This window comes from Rickettsia asiatica (assembly GCF_007989425.1).
GTDB classification, from domain to species: domain Bacteria; phylum Pseudomonadota; class Alphaproteobacteria; order Rickettsiales; family Rickettsiaceae; genus Rickettsia; species Rickettsia helvetica.
The window spans coordinates 671,592-697,396 of sequence record NZ_AP019563.1; the positions used below are offsets into that span (position 1 = coordinate 671,592).

Sequence of the window (25,805 nt, forward strand, 5' to 3'; positions counted from 1 at the left end):
GCGAATTAGATTTGCAATATAAGATGTTATTAATAGATCATGCAGATAATATCTCGCAAAATATAAAGGAGACTCTAGTCTTATATGCTGGAAGTAATAACAATAACAAGCTTGATATATTATCTGAAGAATTAGCAAATAAATTTAAAAATATATCAAATTTAATAAAGCAAAATGAATCGGTACTACAAAAAGAAACAGGTAAATATTCTCCTTCTTTAGAAACTATACCTGAAGATTCTATACCTAAGTTATCACCGGCAATAGTATATTCCTCAACAGAACTTTTTGCAAAACTAGAAAACTCATTCAATGAACTAGAACAATTCACTGATAAAATATTAATAGATGCCGGCAAATCTTATGTACAACAGGCAAATATTAATCCTAAATCTAATACCGTTTCTAGATCTTCTTCTATTGATTCAGGAATCGGTTCAAGCCAAGAAGAATTATCTACCACATTTGGAAAAAGCGGCTCTACTAATTTAATTGAAGCTCTTGATTTAGCACAAGCAAAAATTTTATCAAATTCAAATACAGCACAAGATAAGTTAACGGCAACAAAAGAACTACAAAAATCTATCCAACAAAAAGAAGTAAACAATGAAAGACTTACTCAAGAAGAAATAGATAATATTTATAAGACACTAGGTATATTTGAAGAAATTAAGGAATATGAAAAGAGCGAAAATTCACGTGATCCTCGTTTGTTAAATAAAAATTACTATAAGCTAACTGATCCGCGTACTGAACATAGAACACATACTTTAAACCGAGATGATACAAGTTTAGATATAATTGACGATAACTCTTTAGAATGGGATGATGAGGGAATGCCAGCTCCTTTCCAAAAATCTTATGGTGCTGGAAATGTTTTAAATAGGTTAAAAGAGGCAGTAGATGATTATATATCTGAGCTACAAAATGAAAAGCTATCTAAAGATATATCCCCAAAACAAGTTGAGGCAATAACTCATCCAATGCAGGAAGCAATACCAACTCCACCTGCTCTTTCCTGGAATACTCATCCTATATTCGGTGATACAATAAAGTTCTTAAAGAGATTTAAAGAAGAGATTGATAAATTTCCGCAAGATTATACTAAAGCCTCTACCATACCTCTATAATTTAAGTAATGTTAATAGAAATTTAGGAAGAAGTGAATTTTTAGCAAGTATGGTATCGACTTCTCAAAAAGATGAGAGAATTAACAATATATTAGATAAGCTTCAAAAAATTTCTACTAATTGCAGTAAGATAAGTAATAGTGATGATAAGTTTAATAAAGAGATTAAAGAATCTTTTGTAGAAATTAATAACACATTAAAAAATATAATAGAATATAAAGGACCTGAAATAGAATATTTAAATTCCAATATAGAATAAAGTTCAAAAGAGTTTATCTAGTTTAGAATCTTTTACTTATGAATTATCTAAAAAGACGACTCCGAAACACACTAAGCAATCAACCCAAGATCAACCTACAATATCTACAGGAGCAGTTACCGGTATAAAAGATAGAATAGCAAAATTTGAAGCAGACTCTGACAGCAAAATTAAAAAATACTGGACAGAAGAAAAGAAACAGACTGTAGAAAAACAACATGAAAATACTCAATCTGACTATATAACTCCTAAGAAAAATTTTGAGTTTGAAAATCGAGGTAAAGAAATTAAAGAGAATAGCACCAAAAATTTAATAAACAAATTTGAAAAAGGCTTTGATAGTAAAATAACAAGATACTGGACCTCACCTGAGGAATGGGATAAATGGGAGGAAGAAAAACAGAAAGGTACAGGGAAAGAGAATGAATTAATAAGACCTCGTACAAAATTTGCAATAGAACATTCTAAACATACTCAATCTAAAGAGCCTATATATAATCCAACTCCTGAAAAATTGAATATTAACGAAATAACTCACGATTTAAAGCTAAAAGGTAATATAAAAAACTCAAAAGACAAATTTGAAAACTTAGCAAAAGAAGCGAAGCAAATTGGAACACAGGCACAGCAAAGATCCAAATCTTCAAGTAGTTCTAGCATAAAACCTACAGGTCGCAGTAAAGACGGAAGAAACATCTAAGGCAATTGATGTCATTCTTGCTTTTGCGAGGTGTTGTTACATGGATCCTGTTATGTCATTCCCGCGTGGCATTGTTGCGTGGATCGATTTTTCCGTCATTGCGAGAAGAAACTGCAAGTTTCGACGAAGCAATCCAGTAAAAAAATTCTGATTTACAGAATTTTTTTAATTATTTTTCTGGATCCCCGCTTTCGCGGGGATGACATAGAGCACATTTTTCGATCCAGGCAACACAACCCTTTTACAAGGATGACATCCTACGTAAAACCAACACTGTACTAATTAATATTATAAGCAAAAATATGAAAAAGCTTAAAGTTAGAGATAGTGACTTAAAATTTTGCCACAACAACATACTAAAGAAAGGAGTAGTTGAGGATAGAATAATACCTCCAAAAGAATGTGATAGACTATAAAGCCTCATTTTAACATTAGTCTTAAACAAAGATTGAACAATAATTTGTAGCGGTACTGCATAAAATGCTGCAAGCCCTATTAATATAACGGGACAGAGAATATTAAATATTTGTTTGTATAACATTATTTGCATTCCTAAAGCAACAATAATGCTGGCAAATAAAGCCCACGTAATCTGTCTTAAAGGGTTTATTTTATCGGCAAGCAGCCCTGCAAAAACGGCTGATATTCCATAGGTAGTAGTAAGAGCTATATTCATAAACCTTATTTCAGGATGATTTATAAAAGCTATTTTTGTTAAAAAAACTCCCAAGAAAATTACTAAAAAGTGATACACTCCTCCAATAGTACCATTTACTAATAATGCTATTATAAAGGATAGTTTATTATCTTTTATAATTTGTTGTACGGTACTTTTTGATGACGTTCTTAAAAACTCGCTACTTTCTTTAAAAAAATTTCTCATCAAAATAGCAAATAAACCAAATATTGCACCGATAAAGAAATTAAAACGCCATAAATATCCGATACTAGAATTACTAGCATAATAATAAGCTATAGCCGCAAGTAATGCACCTATTTGGCTACAGCACGACACTATTCCTATATTTAAATTTTTTCGATTATCTCCTGTTTTTTCAGCTACATAAACCTTTATTCCGTCAACTTCTCCGGCAAGGCTTGCTAAAAAAACCATTCGACATAATGTGAGTATTACCGTAGCAAAAATACCTATCATCTCAAAGGAAGGAGTAATAGCAATTAATCCGGTAGAAATGCTACTTATGAACATTGATATCTTGATAGATTTAGTACGTCCGTATTTATCTCCGATAAATCCAAAAATTAAAGACCCTAAAGGTCGTACTATAACGGCTGTACTAAGAATGGCAAAAAAACCGAGTAGTTGTTTATCCTGCTCTATATTAGGTAAGAAATTTTGTGCAAGAATACTAGCCGATAAACCGAATAGAGCATAATCATAATAACGGATAATCGTTGTAAAAAATGCAACTAAAAAAGCTGAATTAGACATATAATATTTTCTTCCAATGATAACAATATTAGATTCAATATAGAAATATTTTATTTATTTTACTATTGTAGTTTTAATTATAATATTTTATATTTGGTATATATTTAATTTTTAACTATTTTAAAAATATGCACTTAGAATATAAAGTTACTATATCTGAAAATGGCAGAATAAATATTCCTGCAAAAATTCGTGATCAATTACATCTTTCTTCAGGAGATCAGTTAATGCTAATACTTGATAAAGAATTAACATTGATTCCTATAAAAAATAAAATTAAAGAATTTCAAGCATTAGTAAAATCTAGAAATAAAGATAACATATCATTAGTTGACTCTTTAATTGAATCAAGAAGAAAGGAATTTAATAATGAATAAATATATTTTAGATTCATCTGCTTTACTTGCATTATTTAACTCAGAAATCGGTAGTGACAAGGTCGAAGAATTATTACCGTTATCTATTATGTCTACAGTAAATATAGCAGAGGTAGTAGCAGAACTAGATAAAAAATTGAACATATCTTTTATTCAAAGTAAAGAAATGATCTTAGCTTCAATAAATAAAATTGTAGCTTTAGATTTTGATCAAGCTATAGAAATTGGACGCTTAAAGAAAGAAACAGAACAATTTGGTTTATCTCTTGGCAACAGAGCTTGCATTAGTCTAGGATTAATTACAGGCTATCCTATATATACTGCAGATAAAATTTGGGCTAAACTGCAATTAAATTGTAAAATCGTTCTAATTCGCTAGGCTCTATGAAGATTTCTAATTGATTTGCTATTTTGAGGTATTTTTTAACGAAAATTAATAAGATTTTTGAAGGAATAGCTACTCCTATCTCAAAAAAATCTTATAATTTGCAGCAAAAAATAACCAAAATTAAGGGTCTGTCAGATTCTTTGTGTAAGTATGATTTCTCCATTTGCCCAATTTTGTAAAGTAGTATCACAAAGGATTGCAAATTGATTTAAAGCCATCGCCCAATTCTTAATAGGCATTGTCCATTTTTTAGAGGCATTTGTCAACGCCAAAAAGATTATTTTCTGAATCGATTTGTCATCTGGAAACACTCCTTTATTTTTAATAATTTTATGAATTTGACGGTTAGTGGATTCAATAGCATTAGTAGTGTAAATCGCTTTTCTAATGTCTTCCGGAAAGCTAAAAAATGGAGCTATGCCAGACCAATTTCGTTGCCATATGTCAAAAATAACTGGATATTTTTCATCCCATTTTTTGGCAAAATTTTGTAATTCTCTTAATCCCTCTGCTTCATTTATTGCAGAATAAACTGCTTTTAAATCAGCTGTTACCGCTTTTAAATCTTTGTATGATACGTATTTTACAGAATTTCTTACCATATGAACAATACACAACTGCACTATGGTTTTTGGAAAAATGTTATTTATCGCCTCTGGAAAACCCTTAAGACCATCAACACATGCAACATATATTTGTTCAACTCCTCGATTCTTAAGTTCTGTTACTACCTGCATCCAAAATTTAGACCCTTCATCTTGCCTATCCAAATTCCTAATAGCTCTTTCTTGCCCTCCATATTCACTCCAATAGCTATATAAACTGCTTTATTTATTATTACATGATTATCTCTTGCCTTAACATGAATACAATCTAAGTACATTATAGGATATACATTATCAAGTGCTCTATTCTGCCAGGCAGTTACTTCCTCTAAAATACCATCAGTTACCTTTGATATTAACTCAGATGATACCTTGGTGGCATATAGTTCTTCTAAGTGCCATTGTATTTCCCTAATGGTCATTCCCCGAGCATATAAGGATATTACTTTATCATCAAATCCTTCAAATTTACGCACTCCTTTTGGAATTAGTTGAGGTTCAAATTCTCCGTCCCGATCCCTTGGCACTTCTACTTTCAATTTACGACCTTCTGGATCTATTAGAGTCTTTTCATAATTGCCATTATGTCTGTTATCTGAGTCTTTCTCATTTTTAGAATGTTTCTCATAACCTATATGAGATTCCATTTCTTTCTCTAAAATCTTATTTACTATCTGCTTTTTAATTTCCTGAAATATCCCTTCTTTGCCAAATATCTCAGATGGATCACTTTGTGATAGTATTTCTGATACTACTTTTTCTATAGTTGGATTTGATACTTTGCTCTTATTTTTCATATTAGCCTCATGTAAGTTGTTTTAATTAATTTTATTCTTAACTATTTTTATAACTTACATAAACTTTCTGACACCCTCTCTTAAAAAAGAACAAACAGATATTTATCAGTGGATGAAGCAAACCATGCTGCTTAATGCTAATCGAGAGGCTTATGATGATTTAAGAGAGAAGTTTTCGCTATCTAGAATATATCCTCAGTTAGTAAGTATGAATGCTACTCGTGGGTTATTTCAGCAATCATTTTCCTATCTTATTGCAGGAGAAATGGCAGCAAATTTAATGCCTATTTTTTTATAGTCTTTGGAGTTGATATAGGTGGGGGAATAGGGATACCAATTCTAGGCATTGGAGGCGGCATCGGTATAGTACCGCTAGACATAGTTGGAGTATTTTTTGAAGATTGATTAACAGCTTCTGCTTGCTGCTGTTTTATCTTCTCTTCTTTCATACGTTTTATAGCTACTAATGCTCCTTGTTGCTGTAAATCTGCAGTTGTCGGTTCTCTTTTTGTAGGAGTTAAGTGTTTATTTTTATTATCAAACTTTTTTTCTCTATCGGAAGCACTATTAATAGTATTATGTTCTTTTTCTATAGCTTTCAATCGGTTATTAATAGATTCCAATTCTGCAACAATTTTCCATCTTTCTTCTCTAGTAATATTAGAATCGGCTTTTTTTACTTCAAGCTCTGTTTTTCTTTGTTCTAATTTTTTCTGTGTTTGCTTTAATTCTTCTAAACGTTTTGCATGATTATCTATTTTTTCTTCTGTAATCTTTGTTTGCTGCTCGGAAGAATCCTTTACTTGTCTGCTTTGAACCTTTTTCTTTAACTCTTCATCAAAAGAAAGCTGTTTATTTTGAGTAGATTTTCCTAAATCAGAATGTATTAGATCTTCAAAATTTTTTCTAGAAGCTAGCGGTTTTTTAGTGGTATCAGGTATTTGAGGATCATGTTTTCATAAATCTTTTGTAATTTCTTGTATATTTTTATGAAGTGCTGTAATCGAAGCCACTTTACCTCTCACAAGTTAATTGATTTTAAAGATATTAGTAATTAAACCTCTTTTATAGCTTCAACGCAAGCAAAAGTTGCTATTTTTAGTATTTCATTAGCTGTTGCTGTAGCTTGAAGTATTTGAACGGGTTTTTCAAAACCGTTTGTTATAGGACCTATAAAGCTGTTTGATGAAAATTCTTGTAATAATTCAGTAGAAATAACAGCTGAATTTAAACCAGGCATAATTAATACATTTGCAGATCCTGATAATCTACAAAATTTATATAATTTACGTAAATCACCGTCTAAAGCCACCTTAATCGACATCTCTCCGTCATATTCAAAATCTACTTTCATGCCGTTCAGCTCTTCTTTGTCTTCGCTAAAATTATCTAGTATATTTACTGCTTCACGAATACGAGCTGTTTTTTCCTTAGAAGAATTACTGAATGTTGAAAAAGAAAGAAGTGCAACACGAGGAGTGATTCCCATATTTTTAGCAATTTCTGCAGTTTGGGTTGCTATTTGTGCAAGTTCCCAGCTGTTTGGATATTCGGTAATACAATTATCGGCAATAATAATATTATTATCTTTAGCAATCATAATTGAATAGCCAAGGATTCTACGATTAGGTTTTGGTGAAATTACTTTCATGATATCTTCTAAACTATCGATATAACTTTTCGTAACACCGGTTAAAAGAGCATCACCGTCACCGCATGCTACTATACAAGCAGCAAAAATATTCTTATCAGTTTTAACAAGTTTAGCACAATCACGATATAAATAACCTTTTCTCTGAAGTCTTTTATATAAATAATCAACATATTTCTCTAGGCTATCACTTAGAGCGGCATTCATTATTTGAATTCCGTCTAAGCTAATATCTTGACCTATCTTTTTTAACGTAGCCTCAATTCGTTCAACACGGCCAATTATAATCGGATGACCATATTTCTCGTCTCGCATCATAAGAGCGGCAGAAATTACTTCTTCTTCTTCACCTTCAGCAAAAACAATCCGTTTAAGCGGTGCATTATGAATTTTTTCAGCTAAGAAATTCATATAGTTAGCAGTAGGGTTTAATCTGCTACCTAATTCTTTCTTATATTTACCTATATTAAAATCTTTAACCCTAGCAACGCCGCTTTCTATTGCAGCAACGGCAACCGCCGCTGCTACTATGGTAATTAAACGAGGATCAAACGGTACGGGAATGATATATTCCTTACCAAAAACCATCTTACGCCCTGAGTAAGCTTTATACACCTCTTCCGGTACAGGTCTACGGGCTAAATCTGCAATAGCTTTTGCTGCAGCTATTTTCATTTCCGTATTAATAGTCTTAGCTCTTATGTCTAATGCTCCTCTAAAAATATAAGGAAATCCTATAACATTATTAATCTGATTATAATAATCAGATCGCCCTGTTGCTATAATCGCATCATCTCGCACAAGTTTTATATCTTCCGGAGTAATTTCCGGATCAGGGTTAGCCATAGCAAAAATAATCGGATTATTTGCCATTTGACTCACCATATCTTTAGTTACTGCCCCTTTTACCGATAACCCTATAAATACATCAGCATTATTTAAGCTTTCCGCTAAAGTTCTAAACTTGGTATTGCTTGCATATAGCTCTTTCCATTTATTCATACCTTCTAGGCGTCCTTTGTAAACAACACCTTTAGTATCACATAAAATAATCTTTGATTTATCGGCTCCAAGAGCAATTAATAAATCAATGCAAGCAATAGCTGCTGCACCTGCTCCGTTAACTACGATTTTTAGATCTTCAAGCTTGCGATTAGTAAGATACGCAGCATTTATTAGCCCTGCGGCGGTAATAATCGCCGTTCCATGCTGATCGTCATGAAAGACCGGTATATCCATTAAAGATTTTAATTTTTCTTCTATAATAAAACATTCTGGAGCTTTAATATCTTCAAGATTAATACCCCCAAAACTATAACTGAGATACTTCACGGCATTAATAAATTCTTCAGGATCTTCCGTATTCACTTCCAGGTCAATTGCATCAATATCGGCAAATTTTTTGAATAGTACGGCTTTACCTTCCATCACCGGTTTTGAAGCGGCAGCTCCTAAATTACCAAGCCCAAGTACGGCAGTACCGTTAGAGATTACGGCAACTAAATTACCACAAGCGGTATATTTATATATATCCTCTAAATTTTTAGCAATTTCAAGGCAAGGAGCAGCTACGCCTGGGGAATACGCAAGCGATAAATCTTGCTGAGTAACTAAAGACTTTGTTGCAGAAATAGCGATCTTACCAGGCTTATCTTTTTCATGATATTTAAGGGCCTCAGCATAATTTATTTTATTCATTTCATCCATTTTAGAAATTCCTGTTTTTTTTTGTTAATAATGTCATCCCGCGACCAAGTCGCGGTATCTTGTATCATGGATTGTGTCCTGAGATCCCGCGATCAAGTCGCGGGATGACATTCGAACTCCCTACCTCATTATATACATAATAATTGATATAGTAACTACCGAGAAAAAAGTAGTAAATGTTATAATCGACGCCATAGAATCAGGATCACCGTCAAGCTGACGAGATAAAACATAAGCCGTACTCGCACATGGAAGGCAACTATATAATATTCCTACCGATCTATCTAATCCGTCAATAGACATTAACCATAGTACTACTACACTAACTAGAGGAAATGCAACTAATTTAACAAAGCTTGTAAACATTACATTATGTAAAAGCTCTTGTCTAATAGTAAAATTAAGCCCTGCCCCAACATTTAACATACCGATAGCTAAAGCGGCATTAGAAAGGCTATCTAACGTTTTCTTAAGCCCTAAATGTAATTCAAGATTTGAGTAATTAAAAACGAATCCTACTAAACTTGCGATAATTAACGGATTACGCACAATTAATTTCATCATTAAAACAAAACTAGTTCTAATAGTATTAGTAACGGATTTATTAGGGATATAATAAGCGAAAATCATTACCGATAAAATATTGGTAAAAATAATCATATAAGAAGAAATAACAGCGACAATAGAAAGCCCGCTAGGACCAAGCAAAGGGCTACTCACCCCAAAAAAAATGTAGCTATTATAACGAATTGATCCTTGAAAAATGGAAGTAAATTGGACTTTATCTATATTGTATTTTTTTTGGTAAATTATAAGACCGATTGATACAAGAATAGTGGATATAATAAGAGCTACTACTAATTTAATTATGGATGCAACGCTTAAGTCGGCAGTAGATACGTAATTAAACAGCATGGCAGGAAATAGTACAAAATACGATAATTTCTCAATACCACGCCAAAATTCTTCTGAAGTTAACCATTTATTTTTGATAATACTACCAAGAAGCGTAATTAAAAAAATAGGTAACGTACTACAAAAAATTTCATTCATTTGTTAATAATGTCATTCCTGCGAAAGCAGGAATCCAGAAAATTATTCTATTAAATCTTTCCATTCAGGATTAGTTTTTTCTATCAATTCTATTTTCCAGCTACGCTTCCACTTTTTTAATGCTTTTTCTCTAGTGAGAGCCTCTTTAATATCAGTAAATTCTTCTGTATGGGCAAGCTTTATAATATTATATTTTGCTGTAAAACCCTTTACTGTCTTTTGTTTATGCTCATAAGCACGACGTATTATATTATTAGTGACACCAATATATTAAAGTACCATTTCGATTAGAGCATAATATATCTATTTATTTTTACTGGATTCCTGCCTAGGTGGGGATGACATATAACCTACAACTTTTCTTCAATTAATCTCATCGTTTTTTTTATACCGTAAAGCTTTATAAAAGTCCCAAGTCTTGGACCTTCATTCTGCCCAAGCAATATTTGATATAAATCTTTGAAGTAATCACGCAGATTTTCATACCCTGCTTTCATTCCTATATCATATATTGCTTTCTGAATTGCTTCAGCCTCGGTTTGATCAGATATATCAGATAACATATCTAATATATCACGTAAAATAACCTTATGCTTTTCAGAAGGAGCTAAATATGATTTATATGCTTTAATAAAGTCATTATAATATCTTATAGCAAATTCTGCTAAGTGGTCAAGGTAAGGAGTAGTATTTGGGGTTGCTTTTGGCTCATATTTACTAATAAATCCCCAAAGTACCGATTTATCCGAAGGATTACACACAGAAGTAAGATTTAAAAGCAACGAATAGGTAATTCCAAAAGTCTCAATTTTTGGGACATTTCCGTGATGTATGTGATAAACGGGGCTTGCAAAACGCTTTGCCCTATCCTCTTCTAAATGATATTTCTGATTAAAAGTAATATATTCATCAGCATTTTTAGGAATTACATCAAAAAACAAACGCTTAGCTCTAGTCGGATTTTGATACATAAATAATGCCATACTTTCAATAGGAGCATATTTAAGCCAATCATCCACACTAATACTATTACCTTTTGATTTCGAGATTTTCTCACCGTTTTCATCTAAGAATAGCTCATAACATAACTGCACCGGTGGCTTGCCTCCTAGGATTCGGCAAATTTCCGAATAAAGACGAGCATTTGCCAAATGGTCTTTACCATACATTTCGTAATCGACTTTAAGAGCAGCCCAACGCATACCAAAATCCGGCTTCCACTGTAATTTACAATGCCCTCCCGTTACCGGTACTTCTATATAATTACCGGCATCGTCTTTATACGTAACTGTCCCTGCTTTAGCATCCCATTTTTCTATAGGTACTTGCAGTACCTTACCTGTTTTCGGGCATATAGGCATGAAAGGTGAATAGGTAGCCTTTCGCTCTTCTCTAAAAGTCGGTAGCATCAGCTCCATTATCTCGTCATATTTCTCAAGCACTCTTATTAACATCTCATCAAACATACCGGCTTTATAACAGTTAGTACTACTATAAAATTCATACTCAAAGCCGAATTTATCAAGGAATGAGCGAAGCTTTGCATTCATATAATGCCCATAACTTTCACATTCTTTGAACGGATCAGGAATAGAGGTAAGCGGCATATCCATATACTGTACTACCATTTCAGGGTTTGGGATATTACTTGGCATTTTACGAAGCCCATCCATATCATCGGAAAAGCAAATTAGCTTAGTCGGAATATCGGATAATTGCTCAAATGCTTTCTGCACCATCACCATACGAGCATTCTCACTAAAAGTACCGATATGAGGTAAACCTGAAGGACCATAACCCGTTTCAAATAATACATACCCCTTCTCAGGAATTTTACCGTTTAAGCTGTCTAATATCTTCTTAGCCTCGACAAAAGGCCAAGCATTTGACTTAATAGCATCTTCCCAAATTTCTGACATTTATTTTTCTTGCACTTTAATTAATAATCAGTGACAATATACTAAATTTATTTATTTGTAAAATATCACTTGAATTTTTTACGATTTTGAAGCATAAACTAGCGTCATTGCGAGGAGCGAAGCGACGTGGCAATCTCGTCAAACTTCCTGAAATTACCACGCTCCTTGCAGTTGCTCGCAATGACATTAAGAATAAAAAACCCATGCCATTTAATACTATTATAAATTACATCAGAAAAGATAGCTATAAAGTTCTACATTTAGGGCTGATTGCAATTTCTATAATAGCACTTGCTACCGCTTATATTGCTGAATATATATTCCATTATACACCCTGCCCTTTATGCGTTTACGAGAGATTTCCCTATTTAACGCTAATCAAAATTTGCTTAACTGCTTTAATCATCAGACAGTTAAGTAAGTATACTTTAATATTCATTCTCCTAACTATCCTTAGCTCTTGCATATTATCAACCTATCATAGCTTCGTAGAAAGAGGGATAGTACAACCCAGTAGCCTTTGCTCATCAATGATCCGTATCCCGAAAGGCTTGTCTATACAACACATCAAGCAAATGTTTTATAGTCAGCCAATCACTTCCTGCACTAAACCCGCCATCAAAATCCTTGGTATTTCCATGACGGAGTATAATCTGCTCTTAAATATCGGTCTTCTAATCTGTTTACTCCTCGTTTGGTTTTATCCAAAATCTAATAAATAGTTAAAATTTGGTCATTATAAGAACGCTTTGCTTGCGTAGATTAGAAGTGCGTGTGATACCATCCCAACTTTGTTGCATGGATACTAAATCATCATTGCGAGCGAACATAGAGAGCACAGCAATCTAGAAAAAATAATAAAAATTCTGTAAATCAGAATTTTTTACTGGATTGCTTCGTCAATTGCTATGCAATTTCCTCGCAATGACGACTCGGTATCCACGCAGGCAATGCCTATGCGGGAATGATATTACTGCAAATATTAAATTTGATTAATTATTAATTAAAAAATTGATATTTGGTTTGCAAAAATTATAATGCTCGCACGACAAAATAATATTTAAACTTAAAAAGGATATTTATATGATGAATCAACAAATTAATACAAAACTTCCAAACGGAAGTACAGTTTTACATAATGCGGCACGTATAGGAAATGTAAATAATGTTAGACTTTTACTTTCACAAGGGGCAGATGTTAACGCTACAGACGCAGAAGGTAAGAAACCTTTAGAATATGCTTCTAACCCAGAAATTAAAGAATTATTAATTAATTCTGCTAATGCACGCTTAGCACTTCCTGAATTTAAAGCAGAACAAAGACTTTCTGAGATGAAGAAAAATATTAAAAATGAGGACGATAAGAATAAACTTAATTAATGGATTAATTATGAATCCTGAATTTTATTCTGATATGGATGAAGCTACCATAGTAAAATTAATAGAAAAGCTTTTTAATTACAATATTAACGATAATAATCCCGTAACAGCTCTGGTAGCAGCAGCACCAATAACAACAACTACTACAGCAACACCGCTAGAGGAGGATGTACGTGCACCGGATCCTGAAAGATACGACACCTTAATTGAAGCCGAAGACAACCGTACACCGCTTAGTATAGCAGCCTCAGCCGAGAATGCAGATATTGTTAAAGAACTAATTGAGAAAGGTCATGATGTCAATGCTAAGGATGAAAAAGGAAATACAGCTTTATTTTATGCAAGCACTAAAGAAATAGCTCAAATTTTATTAGATAAAGGGGCAAGTTTTGAAGTTGAGAATGAATATCTATACTCACCTATACATTATGCAGCAATAATAGGAAATAAGGAGCTTTTTACTTTTTTACTTGAAAAAGGAGTGGATGTTAATACTAAAGATGGAAATGGGCGTATACCTATACATTATGTAACTTATTCTAAACAGCATGAAATAACTCAAATTTTATTACAGTCCGATAGTGAAATTGATACAGTAGACAATTATGGCGGCACACCTTTTTTCTATTTACTACTAAAGCATGAAGCAGGTCAAAATAAGACGTTACTGGACTTCTTTTTAAATAATAACGTTAATCTTAACATTAATGCGTGGTGGTGAGTCAATTTTTAATCATGCGTTACAATCAAAAGATAAATGGTTACTTGAGAAGTTAATATCTAAAGGTGTTAATATAGGAAAAGGCGTTCTATTGCGTGACCCATTCGATCACAGTATAGAGGAACTTGTAAAGATAGGTGTTGATAAAAAAACGATAGTTTACGCATTAAAAAAATATAATTCTCATATTGATGAGCAAATAAAAATTAACACTATACAAAAATACTTAGGTGAGAAATCAGCCAAAGATTATAAAGACATGAATGTTGACTATTATAATTATGATGCACCGACTCAAGAAGAGTTAGCAAAAAATACAAAAGAAACATTATTAAAGGATATTATGCAACGTCTTCAAAAAGGTGAAGATAAGGATGGTATTATTAATACAATATTTGAGTTTAGTATTGATAGTGCTACAAAAGAAGAGTTAATAGATAAAGTTATAAATTATGACTTTAATGATAATAATTCTGTAGCAGCTCCGGCGATAGTAGCTTCAGTAGCGGTCACACCTGCACCGGTCGGTGGCTACACAAGTACCGACTCGTGCCATAGAGGAAGCAGAAGACAGATTATCTGCCGATATAAAAAAGCGTCTTTTTAATGGTGAAGATCCCATGAAAGTTATGAGCTCATTAGAATACTATCCTGATATCTCGCCAACGAAAATAGAAGAATTAACAAATTATATTTGTGAATACGCTTTTGGTACTAAGTTAGCCGGTGATATTAATATTGAATTATAATATCTCTTTCTATTCTTTCAAAGAAAAACTTGATGGTTTTAGGTAGTCTAGTACTACCTTACCACTATCTAGTACTATAAGCCTTTTGCCGTAATTTACGGCATCTTCCAAATTATGCGTGATCATAACGGAAGTTATCTTATGCTTCTCAATAATCTCTGCTGTTTTTTTCATCACTTCCAAAGAAGCTTTCGGATCTAAATTTGCCGTATGCTCTCTAGAAATAATATTTTAGGCGGATGAGCTATGCTAAGGGCTAGGAGTATAATCTGCTTTTCTCCGCCGGAAAATTTACCTAACGACTGTGAAAGTAAAAGCAAAAAGCGTTTAGGCGAACCTGTAAGCTCTAACACCTCGCTACTTGTTAACCGTTCATTACTAGGGAATCTACTTTCCCATAGAGTAATATTTTCCTCAAGCGTTAGCTCGGTAAATAGCCTTTCTTCAGCCTTTTGTGTTAATGTAACCAAAGTAGAAGCTTTTCTTAGCTTTAGGTATTTTATCGATTCTGATTTGATCTAAAAATACTTTCCCGCTAGTCGGTTTCAAATAATCGGCAAGTATTTTAGCTAAAGTAGACTTACCGCTACCGTTATGACCCAATATTACAACAAACTCTTCTTTAGCAATATTTATAAGTAGTTTCCGCAATTATAGGCTCACTTCTTTCCTTAACTTTGAACTGTATCTTTTCTGCATATAAATAAGGTTTCATAATTTTGTCTTTTTAATTGAAAAACGTGCTAGGTGTCATACCGTGGCTTGACCACGGTATCTAGAAAAAAATTTAAAAATACTGGATACCGCGATCAAGTCGCGGGATGACAATAAGTTTATTGGATTCCCGCTTTTAGCTAGGAATGACATTACAGTATTACTTCTTACCCACCGTACTCAATGAAATAAACAATACTATCCCTAATATAAGCTTAAGGTTTATGGGATCAATGCTAATCTGGAGTAAACTACTAAGAGCAATAAAGTAAAATAATATATCTATGAAACAAGAGAATATCTCTTTAAACGCATTAAAATTATTAGCATGGATTAAAATATGATGCCCTATAACAATTGCACCGATACCGACTAGTGCTACCCCAAAACCCATATTAATATCAGCAAAACCGTTTACTTGTGCAGATAGAGTACCGGTTAAAGCAGCAAGGCAATTACTTATGCTAAGACCGATAGTATGGTAAAGCTCGGCAGGTTTTCCTAAATTAATCAGTAAATCTTTATTAAAACCAAAAGCTCGTAGCAATAAACCAAGCTTACCTTTCAATAAAATTATAACTGCAAATATAATAAGATAATTGATTATTATTAAAGGCACTAACCAATTTTCGAGATCTAATATAGATAACAGAGTCGGCATACCAAGAACCGATATATTAAGGCACTGCATAATTTGTAAGTTCACGGAATAAAGCATAAAACTTGCAAGTATTCCGGCTATAAGTCCGTTAATACGGTTATTCTTCTACATAAAACTAACTATACTGCCGATAATTCCCCCTGCTATTACGGCAAATATTAATGCAGGAAATAACCCAAATGAAAGGCTACGGGCAAATACCACTGCACCAAGCACGTAAGTACCGTCTACGGTAAGATCGGTAATTTTCAGAATTTGATAACTTAATACATCCCTAAAATAAGCGGCAGCATTATTAAGGATTGCTCAAGAGCAGCAACTAAAATGTTCATGTTACTACTCTTCAAGTTCTTTACGAATAAAAGGAATTACGGATAAATTTTCTTTAGTAAGAATATCTTGTTTAACAAAAGATCTAAGATTAACAAATAAAGTTAAGTCTTTCATATCCCCAAATGGAATATTTTTCGGTTCTATTCCTTGCAAGATTTTTTTTGCCATTAAACCTGCTTCTACGCCTATTTGCTTTTCTTGCACTCCTACAGCAATAGTCGCCCCGCTAATTACCGAACCTTCATCGGAAGCAATGATCGGAATACGGCGTTTAAATGCTTCTTGCTTTAAAATATTAATTCCGCTAACTATTAAATGATCTTTCAAAATTATAAAACTCTGCGTATTTTTAGGAGCATTCTTTACAGCGACCGGCATATCATTTAAATTTTGTATCATTACCGTGTACAGAGAAATATTGTTTTTTCCAGTATATAATTTTAACATTTCTACTTCAGATATAACTTTCTCGCTATTGCTATAAATTAAAGTGATATTCTGTAAAAAAGGTAATTTACTAATGGTGTCGGTGATTTTTATCTCATCGTTAACACCGATAACCAAAGGTAGGTTTTTACTATTAATCATAGCAGCAGCACAAACAATCGGTTTATTTGTTATATGAGAAATAACAGTTTGGCTGGCTGTCGTGCCTATTGGAATTATTACATCAATATCCTAATCTTTTATTTGCTTTATAATGGCAAGTAAAATATTAGAATCAGCATAAGCATTTTTAACTATAATTTCTGCATCTATATCTTTTAGAGACTCTTTAATTCCTGATATAATCTCAGTCATTGCAGCATGTTCAAGTGGAACAATGACTGCTACTTTTTTTTGATCCACATAAACTGCAGCTGTGATGAATAAAACAAAAAGAAAAGAAAAAAATTTTTGAAAAATATTAGAGATAAACATTTTAATATCCTGTTATAAATTATAATTTAATAATCAAAATTTAAATTTGCATATAGCAAACCCATAAACGCAAAAAATTATCTATGCCAATGCCAATTTTGTATTAAACTATTAACCTTTAAAGATATCATAAATATTTTTAACTGTAGAAATATAAAGTAAAGATAAAGAACCTATTTTTCTTTGACTAGAAGCTAAATAGCCAAGAAAGCTCCACCTTAATTTTTAATGCTTAGCACCATTTTAAGATTATGTCAATAACCAATAAATAGTATTGCCTAAAAGAATTGCTTGAGATAGCCTATACTTCGATGTCATTACCGCTTTTGCGAAAAGTGATTATTGCATAAAGTTGTTGCACGGCTCGAAAAACCCACTCGATGTCATCCCCATGTAGGCGGGAATCCAGTAAAAAAATTCTGTAAATCAGAATTTTTTTACTTATTTTTCTGGATTGCCGCGTCGCTTCGCTCCTCGCAATGACGGTTCGGGTATCCACGCAACAATGCCACGCAGAAATGACATAAACAAGCCATTCATCCTCTCAATAACGATTCAGTACCCATAAGCAAGGCTTGCAAAATGAAAAAGGAATTCATTTCTCAAACTATGCATTTTCTGTTTGTTCTAATACCGTTTGCCCTAGTAATTGCGATAGAACATCTTGACTTGCTTCAGAGTCCAGCTTACGGGCGGCTCTTCACCTGTTAAACCGGTACCATAACGATCATTAAATACTCTAACTGCTTGCTGAGTAAATTGATCAAATGTACTTGTGGGTTCTATTCCATAGCCATATTCTTTTAAATTTTCTTGTAAAGTATTAACTTTTTCGCCAGTACTATAAGGACTTAATAATACTTATAATACTTTACTCTTTTGCTCTTGCGTAGTCTCAAAATATCTACCAAAACCCGCTTCAGCTAATTCTTTCCAAGGAAATTTTGATCCAGGAGCTATATGAGCATTTCCTTCTCGGTTTACAGTTACTTCACCAAGACCGACTAAATCATGTTTTAAATCTAAATCTGGATATCTTAATTTTATATCCTTAAGGAATTTACATAATTGCCCTATTTGCTCTTCAGGAAAATCACTTTTTGCATCATTAATAAGCATATTCCCAATATCAAACTTATTAACACCTACTTCTCCTTTCCAAATACTCTTACCGGCATAAAAAGCTTGATCTGTTAAATCATTATGATATTCTTTTTGAGTCCCATCCTTATCAATTATGTAATGAACACTTGCACCTCGCTCATCTAATGCTTCACGAGCAGACTTAATATCCTTGCTTACAGAATTAAGTAATTACTACACAGGTAGGTTTTACTCCTTCCGGTCTTGGAGCCATATATTTACCGTTTAGGCTATTTGTATTACTAATACCGTTATTTTCTATAGCTTTACTTTTACTCATAAATTTCCTCCAATATATTTAATAATTGTTAATGGTTCAGAATTTACTAAACCTTAACAAGGGTTAATACTTTGGCAATGCTAAGTCAATGAAAATTTAAATATTATTCACAAGGTATCGATACTGATCTGACAAGTTCAATTATTATTTTTCTAATATTTGGATTTTGTACTCTAGTAAATGCTCTAGTTAACGATAAAAGTTCTCTTTCCATAGTCCTTGATAATTCTTTATAATCAAAAGAGACGTCATTTTCATATTGCCCTTCTTCTTCAGCAATATTATTTAAGAAATCACTTTCTATTTCTTTGAATAGATATTCAATTTTATTATTAGAAGTATTTTCATAGTCAGTTTTTAACTTTTCTTCTTCAGAACTATTAAAGAAATATTTTAAAGGCGTATTTAAAACTTTTGCAAAAACATATAACCTACTTATAGGTATATTACTTAAACCTTCTTCATATTTTTTAACTTGGAGAGCACTAATGTCTAAAGCTTGCCCTAATTCTTTTTGGCTAATATCTACAGCAAGACGTCGTTCTTTTAAACGTTCACTTGCGAGTTTGTCCGGATGTTTTGTTGAATCATTCATTTTAACAATAAGCTTAAATTATTATAAATTAATTATTATAAAGTCTATTCAACTTTAAATGTAGTATATATATTACTTTATATTTAATCAAGTAACTTTATTAAAAACTTAATATAATAATGCTAAAACCCTTTAGTTATCAAGAATCAAGGCTAATAAATAATTAATTAAAAGTATAAAAACGATGAGTAATAGAATAGTAAAATTACTGAATTGCGAGAATATAGTAGGAGAGATTAGTTTTTTAGGAATTAAACCTTGGGTATAATTTATTTCATTTAGATTTAGTTTTTTTATTGTTCTGCCAAAAGGATCTACTATAGCTGAAATACCGTTATTCGCCACTCTAATCATAGGTAAACCGTTCTCTACAGCTCTACTTCTACTAATATGAAAATGCTGATATGGACCACTTGATTTACCATACCATGCATCATTTGTAATATTAATTATTACATCGGCTATTTCATTATTCGTCCGTACAAAATCAGGAAAAATAGATTCATAACAAATTAAAGGTTTAATTTTAAGGTTATATTTTTCAAGATAAACAAGTCCTCCGTCTCCTTCTTTATAATCAATTAAACCGTGAGTTAATTTTTTAAACGGTAGTATCTTTTTAAGAGGCATATACTCACCGAAAGGTACTAAATGTGATTTATGGTATTCAAATAATTTATGATCATTTTTATCAAGAGCATACATAGCTGAGTAAAGTTTAAACTCATCACCTTGTTTTTTATTATCCGAGATCCCTCCTGTTATCAAAATAGCATTTGTAGAATTTAGCATTTTTAATAATTCTGATTTAACTTGCGGTATATCATCAGGTACTACTAATGCTGCTTCAGACCAAATAATTAAATCGGTAGGTTCCGAATTTTCCGATAAATTAATATGTAGCATTAAATTATGCCAAAATTCTTCTTCATTCCATTTTTCGGTTTGAGGGATCGAAGGCTGCACTAATCGCACTTTTATATCAGTGAAATTTGTATGGTTATTACTTAGCCTTACTGCTCCGTAAATGACAATTACGGTTAATACTAGGACTGAACTAGCTAGTAATATTTTTAACTGAGTAAATTGCTTGCTAAATAAAGGATAAGCGGAAGTGGCAATATATATAACTATAAAACTAAGCCCATATATCCCTATTATACTTAAAGGCTGTATTAAAATATCTGAAAACGAAAAAGCATAACCGATCAAATTCCAAGGAAGACCGGTAAAAATCCATGAACGTACCCACTCAAATAATACCCAACATAAACAGAATATAAATTGGTAATATTTATTATTTTTAGCAAAAAAACTAAGCGTGCAACTTACAGATATAAAGAAAGCTAAAACTATAGGTAGTCCAAATAACGCAAAAGGAATTGCCCACCAAAAATCTATAATATAAACGCTAACACCGATACTTATCCAATATATTCCACTTAAAAAATGCCCAAAACCGAATAAATAACCAAATTTTGCAGCTTCTTGCCAATTTTCGGATTTTTGAACTATATAACATAAGTAAGATAACGTTAATAATGCCGGTATAAAGAAAGTCGGAGCAAAAACTAAACCACTTAACATACCTAGCAGTAAACACATGATTTTAGGTTTATACATTTTGATCGATTATTTGTTTACAAAATAATACATCATGCTATCATTTCAGCAAGTTTTAATATAATGAGTAAATAAATGACTACAGGGTTACTACAAGGAACAAAAGGCTTAATTACAGGTATTGCAAATAATATGTCAATATCGTGGGCGATTGCACAGCTTGCTAAAAAACACGGTGCCGAACTATGGTTTACTTATCAATCGGAAGTACTAGAAAAACGAGTTAAACCGCTTGCTGAGGAAATAGGTTGTAATTTTGTTAGCGAACTTGATGTTACGCATCCAAAATCAATTAGTAATTTATTTGATGATATAAAAGAGAAATGGGGTAGTTTCGATTTCTTACTTCACGGTATGGCTTTTGCCGATAAAAATGAATTAAAAGGACGTTATGTTGATACTAGCTTAGAAAATTTTCATAATTCTTTACATATATCATGTTACTCTCTTTTAGAACTCTCAAGATCCGCAGAAGCCTTAATGCATGACGGCGGAAGCATTGTGACATTAACTTACTACGGTGCTGAAAAAGTTATACCTAATTATAATGTAATGGGGATTTCTAAAGCTGCACTTGAGGCTAGTGTAAAATATCTAGCAAACGATTTGGGAGAAAATAATATTAGAGTAAATGCTATTTCGGCAGGACCTATCAAAACTTTAGCATCTAGTGCAATAGGTGATTTTAGTACTATGCTTAAATCTCACGCTGCAACCGCACCGTTAAAACGTAATACTACCCAAGAAGATGTAGGAGGAGCAGCAGTATATTTATTTAGTAATTTATCTAAAGGTGTTACCGGTGAAATTCATTATGTAGATTGCGGTTATAATATTATGGGAAGTAATAAATTATTGTAGGAATTGATATCATTCCCGTGAGGCATTGTTATGTGGACCAGTTTTCGTCATTGTGAGGAAAATTACGGAGTAATTGACGAAGCAATCCAGTAAAAAATGCTAAATTTAGCATTTTTTTATTATTTTTTTTGGATTGCCACGCAGCCTATGGCTGCTCGCAATGACGATTTGGTATCCACGCAACAATACCTTCCCGTGAAAGCGGGAATCCAGTAAAACCTATAAAAAATAAGAAGTTTTTTATAGGTTTATTTTTTCAAATATGTAACGTAATATTTATACCAATATTAAGGTTATTTTTTTCTGGATTCCTGCTTTCGCAGGAATGACATACAAAACCGCGTAACAAAATTACCCCTTAGTATAACTTCTTTTTTTGAGGTGTTCAAATTTTGGAGGAACAAGCGGTTTTTTAGATTTTTCCTGAGCCTTTTTAACCTCTGACGGCAATGTGCCGGATTATTTAATCTATTTAACTCTTTTGAGATTTGTTTTAACTGTTCTTATACTTCTATCTTTAAAGGAGTATGAGAATTTTTAATTTCACTATTTATTATTTTTCCTATTTTCTTAAGATTTTCTTTAGAAATGGAATATGATTTTATATCTATATAATTAACAATCTTTGACCACCAAGTTTGTCTTTTATGTAATCCTTGATATATTAATCTACTAAATCATTTTTTTTGAATGTTAATATATAATCAGAAGCTCCTTCTAAGGATTTAGATAAATGCCTTTTTATTTCTCCTCGTCTCTTATCTTCAATATTTACCTTTTTGTTTTTCTCAAGTGTTGTTATTGCTTTTTCAATTATTGAAGATATCTTAGTCTCTTTTCCTTCATTTGCTTTATTTTCTAAATTTTCTTTGGTATTAAAATGTATATTGGTTCCTATTTTAGCATCTATTAATTGTTTAACATACTTACCGTTAGGATCTTGTATTTTTCGCTCTATCTTAGCAAATTTTAAACCTAATTTTGTATATATCTCTGATCCTCGGAAAAGTGGAGTATATAATAAAAAATTAATACTTTGGGCTATTCTACTATCTACTAAATCTTTAGAATCTCTTTTGGGATAAAATTTTTCTTGTAAAATACGATAATGATCTAATATTTCCTGTGTTATATCTTTTATATCAAGAGATTGTAATTCCCCTTTAGCATTAAATTTTGCTTTCATACCTGAGCGTTTTGCTTCCAATAATAATATTTCTTGAAAAACTTTATTATTAGGAGTACGACAAACAAAATTAGGATCATTATCCGGCATTAATTCATTTGCATTTTCCATTATTGCTTGATTGAGTTTATGTAATTGCTCTTTATTAAGCTTTTTATCTAAAAAACTTATAAAAGCTTCTCTTTGTTTTTGCTTACTTGCAGTACTAAAAGCCTGCTGCATCTTTTGCAAAACACCAAAATCAAAATTTTCGTTACCTATTTCTTTGATAACTAAATTTGCTAAATTTTTTGCTTCAGTATTCACTATTTCTTTTTTATTTTTTGTAGCCATATTTAGTATTAATCTAACCTATAATTATTTAAATATTAATTATAGATTAAATTAACTTCTAGATGTTTTTACTATATGTTATAATCAAAACTTTAAGATAGTATCTAGAAAGTCATACTAGGCATTCGCTATTTCCTAGAATTTCTATTGATTCTATTGTTTCATTATTTGATTGACTATGCATTACTAAATCTAAAATATTTGAAGCTACTAAATTATTAATATAAACACCTTTTACATCATTTAATACATAATCAACCACTAATAATTTAGAATCAGCAGAAGTTCCGTATAATGCCATTTTTTCCTCAAATAATTTTTTAAATATATCTAATTCAAGTAATTCTTCACATACAGCATGTTCTTTAATATCTCTACTTACAAATAAACCCATTATGCTTAGTGCTAAACTATTTTTAATATAAAATTCTTTTAAGCATTCAATACAACTCTCAAAAAAATTTAGTTTTTCAAAAGGAATTTTGAAATCAGGTAATAATTCTTGATATAATTTTTTCTGCAATTCCTCTTCTTCAATTAGTTTTTCAAAAGGAATTTTGAAATCAGGTAACAATTCTTGATATAATTTTTTCTGCAATTCCTCTTCTCCAAATTTTTTCAAATAAAAATTATCAATTAATAGCTTGTAAAGCTCAAGTACCCCGTTAGGAAAGTTAATTTTCAAAGTTCCTTTTTTATCAATTTCTACAGTAAACTTGTTTCCTTTTGCTTCTAAATATATTAGATCTCGAAATATACTATCCTCTTTTGTTCTACGAAGTAAAAAAGCTGAATCTTTAGAATCAACTAAATCTAAAGCATGTTCCATTATTTTTTCATTAAGCTTATGTAACCTATTGTTAGATACCATCTGTTCTATATCTGCTAGAAAAGATTTTTTATCATCTACTTTTAATTTCCTTAAATTTTCTAGCACTTCTAAAGTTATTTCTCCTTGTTGAATTTTTTTAACTAACTCATAATAGTTGCTAGATTCTACTGCTTGATTTTTGTATCCTAACCCAGAATCAACATTGAATCCTGCTTCTTTCTTTTGATCTAATCTAGGATATTCTTTTTTAATTTCTCTAGGTTTACGAATACAAGAGATCATAATTTCTTTTAACTTCATATAATTTATTCCTTAAATTAAAAAGGTATATTATATTTAGTTAAAAAATATTAACAAGCACTTTATAAAAGATTAAGATAAATTAATTTTTATTGAGGGGGTGATGCAATAATGCTTTTTTTAGATGATTAGTTTGAAGATGAGTATATATTTGGGTAGTGGATATATCGGCATGACCGAGTAGTTCTTGAATAACTCTTAAATCTGCTCCGCCCTCAAGCAAATGACTTGCAAAACTGTGACGTAATATATGCGGAGAAATATGCTCAGGGTTAAGTCCTGCATAAAGGGCGATAGATTTTAACAGAATCGCAAAATTTTGCCTAGTCATATAACCCGCTAAAGCTGATGAGGGAAATAAATAAATTAGATTTTTTGGTTTAGCTTTATTCACAAAAACATCTCTAACTGCAAGATATTTAGCAATACTGATAACTGCCTGCTCGTTTATTACTATGACTCTTTCCTTATTACCTTTACCAAGTACCGAAAATATTTTTCTTACTTCTCCTTTAGACGTTTTATTAGTCAGAATATCAGCAAGCTTAAGACTAACAAGCTCTGAGACTCTAAGACCGCTGGCATAAAGCAAATGAATCATCGCATTAAGTCTGATCCCTTCCGGCGTAACGTCTTTGGAGCAATATTCAAGTAGCGATTTAATTTGATCTATAGACAATATTTCGGGAAGTTTATTTTGATATTTCGGTAAATCTACGTTAAGAACCGGATTAAAAGCGGTATGGTTTTCGCTAATTAAAAATTCGTAATAACTTTTTATAGTTGAGATTTTTCGATTGATAGAACGAGCTTGCAAATCATTACCCGCTAAATACTCAATCCAATCTCTAATATTTTCCGTAGTGGTATTTAATTCTGATATTTTTTGTTTAGCAAGATAATTTTGAAAATCGAATAAGTCACGCTTATAGCTAAGTATGGAATTTTTTGATAATGCTCGCTCGGCTAAAAGCATTTCTAGGAATTGTGAAATAAATTCCATAAGATTTTTTAATTTCTATAATGGAGGCCAGGGTCGGAATCGAACCGACGAATAGAGGATTTGCAGTCCACGGCATTACCACTTTGCTACCCAGCCTAGGTTGTTTTTATGGTGTCTATCGTCATTGCGAA

General features: G+C 31.9%; 19 protein-coding genes, 1 tRNA gene and 10 pseudogenes. 12 read left to right on the plus strand and 18 right to left on the minus strand.

What is annotated here, in order from left to right; genetic code table 11:
* Window positions 1-23: 23 nt before the first annotated feature.
* The 4 genes and pseudogenes from RAS_RS09705 (at window position 24) to RAS_RS03900 (ending at window position 2,089) form a co-directional block, all read left to right on the plus strand.
* Entirely contained in the window at window positions 24-1,130 is a 1,107-nt protein-coding gene (locus RAS_RS09705) for a hypothetical protein (RefSeq protein WP_232049349.1), read from the plus strand.
* A 49-nt stretch (window positions 1,131-1,179) separates the two neighbouring features.
* Window positions 1,180-1,389 (plus strand): hypothetical protein, encoded by a 210-nt coding sequence (locus RAS_RS03890; RefSeq protein ID WP_147142527.1) that lies wholly within the window; start codon window positions 1,180-1,182, stop codon window positions 1,387-1,389.
* A gap of 34 nt (window positions 1,390-1,423) precedes the next feature.
* Window positions 1,424-1,759, plus strand: a pseudogene (locus tag RAS_RS10725) (hypothetical protein); the annotation flags it as partial.
* A 144-nt stretch (window positions 1,760-1,903) separates the two neighbouring features.
* A complete protein-coding gene (locus tag RAS_RS03900) occupies window positions 1,904-2,089 on the plus strand; it encodes a hypothetical protein (RefSeq protein WP_147142530.1) in 186 nt (61 codons plus the stop codon).
* Window positions 2,090-2,330: 241 nt separating this feature from the next.
* On the opposite strand, the gene RAS_RS03905 is transcribed toward RAS_RS03900, so the two are convergent.
* The gene (locus RAS_RS03905; RefSeq protein ID WP_147142533.1) at window positions 2,331-3,542 is read right to left on the minus strand and encodes an MFS transporter; all 1,212 of its coding nucleotides are present in this window, start codon (window positions 3,540-3,542) and stop codon (window positions 2,331-2,333) included.
* Window positions 3,543-3,670: 128 nt separating this feature from the next.
* Here RAS_RS03905 and RAS_RS03910 point away from each other — a divergent pair, with 128 nt between their 5' ends.
* Together RAS_RS03910 and RAS_RS03915 are read left to right on the plus strand one after the other, a co-directional pair.
* Window positions 3,671-3,919 carry an AbrB/MazE/SpoVT family DNA-binding domain-containing protein gene (locus RAS_RS03910; RefSeq protein ID WP_147142536.1) on the plus strand — a complete coding sequence of 83 codons (249 nt, stop codon included), beginning with the start codon at window positions 3,671-3,673 and terminating at the stop codon, window positions 3,917-3,919.
* Window positions 3,912-4,298 carry a type II toxin-antitoxin system VapC family toxin gene (locus RAS_RS03915; RefSeq protein ID WP_147142539.1) on the plus strand — a complete coding sequence of 129 codons (387 nt, stop codon included), beginning with the start codon at window positions 3,912-3,914 and terminating at the stop codon, window positions 4,296-4,298. Before RAS_RS03910 ends, RAS_RS03915 begins: the two co-directional genes overlap by 8 nt.
* A gap of 140 nt (window positions 4,299-4,438) precedes the next feature.
* Here RAS_RS03915 and RAS_RS03920 read toward each other — a convergent pair.
* Window positions 4,439-5,709 (minus strand): annotated as a pseudogene (locus tag RAS_RS03920) (IS256 family transposase).
* Between the two features lie 79 nt (window positions 5,710-5,788).
* Here RAS_RS03920 and RAS_RS03925 point away from each other — a divergent pair.
* Window positions 5,789-5,998: pseudogene (locus tag RAS_RS03925) on the plus strand (hypothetical protein); the annotation flags it as partial.
* Here RAS_RS03925 and RAS_RS09710 read toward each other — a convergent pair.
* The 5 genes and pseudogenes from RAS_RS09710 to RAS_RS03955 all read right to left on the minus strand — a co-directional run bounded on the left by RAS_RS09710 (window position 5,994) and on the right by RAS_RS03955 (window position 12,039).
* The gene (locus RAS_RS09710) at window positions 5,994-6,332 is read right to left on the minus strand and encodes a hypothetical protein (RefSeq protein ID WP_232049122.1); all 339 of its coding nucleotides are present in this window, start codon (window positions 6,330-6,332) and stop codon (window positions 5,994-5,996) included. The pseudogene RAS_RS03925 and the gene RAS_RS09710 sit on opposite strands and share 5 nt — an antisense overlap.
* 431 nt (window positions 6,333-6,763) lie before the next feature.
* Window positions 6,764-9,067: an NADP-dependent malic enzyme gene (locus RAS_RS03940; RefSeq protein ID WP_147142542.1), complete on the minus strand. Its 2,304-nt coding sequence runs from the start codon at window positions 9,065-9,067 to the stop codon at window positions 6,764-6,766.
* Window positions 9,068-9,187: 120 nt separating this feature from the next.
* Window positions 9,188-10,120: an AEC family transporter gene (locus tag RAS_RS03945; protein WP_010423299.1), complete on the minus strand. Its 933-nt coding sequence runs from the start codon at window positions 10,118-10,120 to the stop codon at window positions 9,188-9,190.
* 42 nt (window positions 10,121-10,162) lie between these two features.
* A pseudogene (locus RAS_RS03950) lies at window positions 10,163-10,427 on the minus strand (GIY-YIG nuclease family protein).
* Window positions 10,428-10,470: 43 nt separating this feature from the next.
* The gene (locus tag RAS_RS03955) at window positions 10,471-12,039 is read right to left on the minus strand and encodes a lysine--tRNA ligase (protein WP_147142545.1); all 1,569 of its coding nucleotides are present in this window, start codon (window positions 12,037-12,039) and stop codon (window positions 10,471-10,473) included.
* A 203-nt stretch (window positions 12,040-12,242) separates the two neighbouring features.
* Here RAS_RS03955 and RAS_RS03960 point away from each other — a divergent pair, with 203 nt between their 5' ends.
* The 4 genes from RAS_RS03960 to RAS_RS09715 all read left to right on the plus strand — a co-directional run bounded on the left by RAS_RS03960 (window position 12,243) and on the right by RAS_RS09715 (window position 14,747).
* The gene (locus RAS_RS03960) at window positions 12,243-12,761 is read left to right on the plus strand and encodes a disulfide bond formation protein B (protein WP_010423301.1); all 519 of its coding nucleotides are present in this window, start codon (window positions 12,243-12,245) and stop codon (window positions 12,759-12,761) included.
* Window positions 12,762-13,122: 361 nt separating this feature from the next.
* On the plus strand, window positions 13,123-13,419 hold the full coding sequence (locus RAS_RS03965) for an ankyrin repeat domain-containing protein (protein WP_147142548.1): 297 nt from the start codon (window positions 13,123-13,125) through the stop codon (window positions 13,417-13,419).
* 10 nt (window positions 13,420-13,429) lie between these two features.
* On the plus strand, window positions 13,430-14,140 hold the full coding sequence (locus RAS_RS03970) for an ankyrin repeat domain-containing protein (protein ID WP_172616126.1): 711 nt from the start codon (window positions 13,430-13,432) through the stop codon (window positions 14,138-14,140).
* The gene (locus tag RAS_RS09715) at window positions 14,127-14,747 is read left to right on the plus strand and encodes a hypothetical protein (RefSeq protein WP_172616088.1); all 621 of its coding nucleotides are present in this window, start codon (window positions 14,127-14,129) and stop codon (window positions 14,745-14,747) included. Before RAS_RS03970 ends, RAS_RS09715 begins: the two co-directional genes overlap by 14 nt.
* Window positions 14,748-14,898: 151 nt before the next feature.
* Here the strand turns inward: RAS_RS09715 and RAS_RS03980 are convergent.
* The 6 genes and pseudogenes from RAS_RS03980 to lnt all read right to left on the minus strand — a co-directional run bounded on the left by RAS_RS03980 (window position 14,899) and on the right by lnt (window position 21,159).
* Window positions 14,899-15,604: pseudogene (locus tag RAS_RS03980) on the minus strand (ATP-binding cassette domain-containing protein).
* A gap of 159 nt (window positions 15,605-15,763) precedes the next feature.
* Window positions 15,764-16,596: pseudogene (locus RAS_RS03990) on the minus strand (ABC transporter permease subunit).
* A gap of 4 nt (window positions 16,597-16,600) precedes the next feature.
* Window positions 16,601-17,518: pseudogene (locus RAS_RS03995) on the minus strand (ABC transporter substrate binding protein).
* 607 nt (window positions 17,519-18,125) lie between these two features.
* Window positions 18,126-18,941 (minus strand): annotated as a pseudogene (locus RAS_RS04000) (N-acetylmuramoyl-L-alanine amidase).
* A gap of 103 nt (window positions 18,942-19,044) precedes the next feature.
* A complete protein-coding gene (locus RAS_RS04005) occupies window positions 19,045-19,536 on the minus strand; it encodes a helix-turn-helix domain-containing protein (RefSeq protein ID WP_147142551.1) in 492 nt (163 codons plus the stop codon).
* A 132-nt stretch (window positions 19,537-19,668) separates the two neighbouring features.
* A complete protein-coding gene (lnt, locus tag RAS_RS04010) occupies window positions 19,669-21,159 on the minus strand; it encodes an apolipoprotein N-acyltransferase (protein WP_147142554.1) in 1,491 nt (496 codons plus the stop codon).
* Between the two features lie 75 nt (window positions 21,160-21,234).
* On the opposite strand from lnt, the gene fabI reads away from it, so the two are divergent.
* On the plus strand, window positions 21,235-22,020 hold the full coding sequence (gene fabI / locus RAS_RS04015) for an enoyl-ACP reductase FabI (RefSeq protein ID WP_147142557.1): 786 nt from the start codon (window positions 21,235-21,237) through the stop codon (window positions 22,018-22,020).
* Window positions 22,021-22,066: 46 nt separating this feature from the next.
* Here the strand turns inward: fabI and RAS_RS11065 are convergent.
* From RAS_RS11065 to RAS_RS04035, 5 genes and pseudogenes are all read right to left on the minus strand, one after another.
* A pseudogene (locus RAS_RS11065) lies at window positions 22,067-22,162 on the minus strand (lytic transglycosylase domain-containing protein); the annotation flags it as partial.
* Between the two features lie 209 nt (window positions 22,163-22,371).
* A pseudogene (locus RAS_RS04020) lies at window positions 22,372-23,539 on the minus strand (DUF5410 family protein).
* 112 nt (window positions 23,540-23,651) lie between these two features.
* Window positions 23,652-24,671, minus strand: a complete 1,020-nt coding sequence (locus RAS_RS04025) for a DUF5410 family protein (protein WP_147142560.1) — start codon at window positions 24,669-24,671, stop codon at window positions 23,652-23,654.
* A gap of 82 nt (window positions 24,672-24,753) precedes the next feature.
* The gene (gene xerD / locus RAS_RS04030; RefSeq protein ID WP_147142563.1) at window positions 24,754-25,674 is read right to left on the minus strand and encodes a site-specific tyrosine recombinase XerD; all 921 of its coding nucleotides are present in this window, start codon (window positions 25,672-25,674) and stop codon (window positions 24,754-24,756) included.
* Window positions 25,675-25,695: 21 nt separating this feature from the next.
* Window positions 25,696-25,770, minus strand: a tRNA-Cys gene (locus RAS_RS04035).
* Between the last annotated feature and the right edge of the window lie 35 nt (window positions 25,771-25,805).